The following is a 1,784-nucleotide window of genomic DNA, read 5'->3' as shown; positions in this document are numbered from 1 at the left end:
CCCCCCGCCCCCGCGTCACATACCGCGCCGACTTCCGCAGCGCCCCGGTGTTGCCCAGCAGCTCGTCCGCCCGTGCCACGAACGACTCGTCCGGCATCCGCCGCCCCAACTCCACCGACTCCACGGTGTGCTTGGAGAAACGGACGAGATCCGCGAACTCGGTCCTGCTGTACCCGGCGTGCTCGCGCAGCGCCTGGGTGACCGCGCCCCATGTCCGCAGACTGTCCGAGGGATCGGGCTCCCGTTCTCCCTCACAGGCCGTCAGCTCGTCTCCCGCGTCCACGCCGCCCGTCATCCGCGGTCACCTCCCGTTGCGTCACGTTGCTACCCGATCTCCTCACCGATCGGCAGCACTCACAGTGACGGCAAGAGACTCGTACCGTCCACAGAATGTGCTCGTACGCTGACGCACCGTACGGGCCGTGCTCCTGGCGTACACCCCCGCGCGCCCGTCACGGTGACCCCATGAACACCATTACGCCCCAACTGTCCGCTATCGTACGTACGTTCACCCAGCAGTTGTCGTCCACACGCCGTGGCGCCCGCCTCGCCCGACTGCTCACCACGGAGCAGCTCCGCACCTGGCAGGTGTCACCCGCCGTCACCGAACGTGCCGAGCTGATCGTCGCGGAACTCTCCGCCAACGCCGCCCTGCACGGCCACGTACAAGGCCGCGACTTCCGCCTCGCCCTCACCCTCGACCCCGCCGCCGGCCTCCTCCGTATCGCCGTCACCGACGCTCGCGGCGACCGGCTGCCCGCACCGTCGCCGGACTCCGAGGAGGTGGGGCCGGACGCCGAGTCGGGCCGCGGTCTTCTCCTGGTCGGCGCCCTGGCCGACCGCTGGGGCACGGAACCGTATCCACCCGCCGGCAAGACCGTCTGGGCGAACATCACCCTCGCCCCTCACGACACCGGCCACAACACGGGCCATGGCACCAGCCACGACACCGGCCGGGCATCAGCTCCGCCCTGCCGGACGGGCGCTCCTCAGGGCTGACCACCAACCCGCCGACCTGCGCATCCTCGGCGCCGGGCGCAAGATGGTGGAACAGGGCGCACGTCGGAAGGAGCCGTCGTCATGGGAGGAGCATCAGGAGGACTTCGTCATCGGATGCTTCTCGTGGTCGCGGGTATGGCCGCCGCGGGCGCACTGACGAGTTGCGGCAGTGGCGGTTCAGAGGGCCGGGAACAGCGGCAGGCGCCATCCGTGCACACCGCATCCCCGCAGACGCCGAGGCCGGCGTCCGCGATCGCCGAGGCAGCGGTCGGGACTCCGTCCGGGGATGACGTCCCCGTCCTGGAAAAGGGGCAGACGCTTCCCGTCGCAATCCCAGAGGACGAGATTCTCAACATCCCGGCCAGTTCGGCGGACGTGACACTCACCGATTACCGGCAGGCCGATGTCCTGCCCCAGGGCGAGTTCCTGTCACCGGAGACCGCGGACCCGCAGAACACGTTCGTCTGCCTGGAGTTCAGGGTGAAGAACACCGGCAGCGCGGACTTCGACACCGCGCCGCTGACACAGGCACGCTGGACCGGGAAGGACGGTCAGACCAAGCAGATCGACCACGAGCTCAGTGGTGACTGCGCGGAACTCGGCTTCGTGAAGGAGACCCTGCTCAACGAACCGGATCCCCGTCCCGGCGAGTTCGTCACGGGTACCACCGTGTTCATGGTGCCCGACACCCAGCCCGGTGCCTTGGAGTTCAGCACCGACATGGAGCACGCGACGTTCAAGATCGAGGTGTCCGGGCCGCGTTGATCCCGGGCGGAGGGCGGGCG

General features: G+C 69.2%; 3 protein-coding genes. 2 read left to right on the top strand and 1 reads right to left on the bottom strand.

The window, feature by feature from the left end:
* Positions 1-295: helix-turn-helix domain-containing protein (locus FNH04_RS45615; protein ID WP_152792091.1), on the bottom strand; the 295-nt coding region annotated here is incomplete at its 3' end.
* A 170-nt stretch (positions 296-465) separates the two neighbouring features.
* On the opposite strand from FNH04_RS45615, the gene FNH04_RS45610 reads away from it, so the two are divergent.
* Both FNH04_RS45610 and FNH04_RS45605 read left to right on the top strand, forming a co-directional pair.
* Positions 466-999, top strand: a complete 534-nt coding sequence (locus tag FNH04_RS45610; RefSeq protein ID WP_152792090.1) for an ATP-binding protein — start codon at positions 466-468, stop codon at positions 997-999.
* Positions 1,000-1,374: 375 nt separating this feature from the next.
* Positions 1,375-1,764, top strand: coding sequence for a DUF4352 domain-containing protein (locus FNH04_RS45605; RefSeq protein ID WP_228032059.1), 390 nt, complete (start codon positions 1,375-1,377; stop codon positions 1,762-1,764).
* Positions 1,765-1,784: the final 20 nt, after the last annotated feature.

The sequence above is a fragment of the Streptomyces phyllanthi genome, from assembly GCF_009377205.1.
In the GTDB taxonomy this organism is placed as follows: Bacteria; Actinomycetota; Actinomycetes; order Streptomycetales; family Streptomycetaceae; genus Streptomyces; species Streptomyces phyllanthi.
The sequence above is the reverse complement of the archived record's forward strand: the minus strand, read 5'-3'. Positions and strand labels throughout refer to the sequence as shown.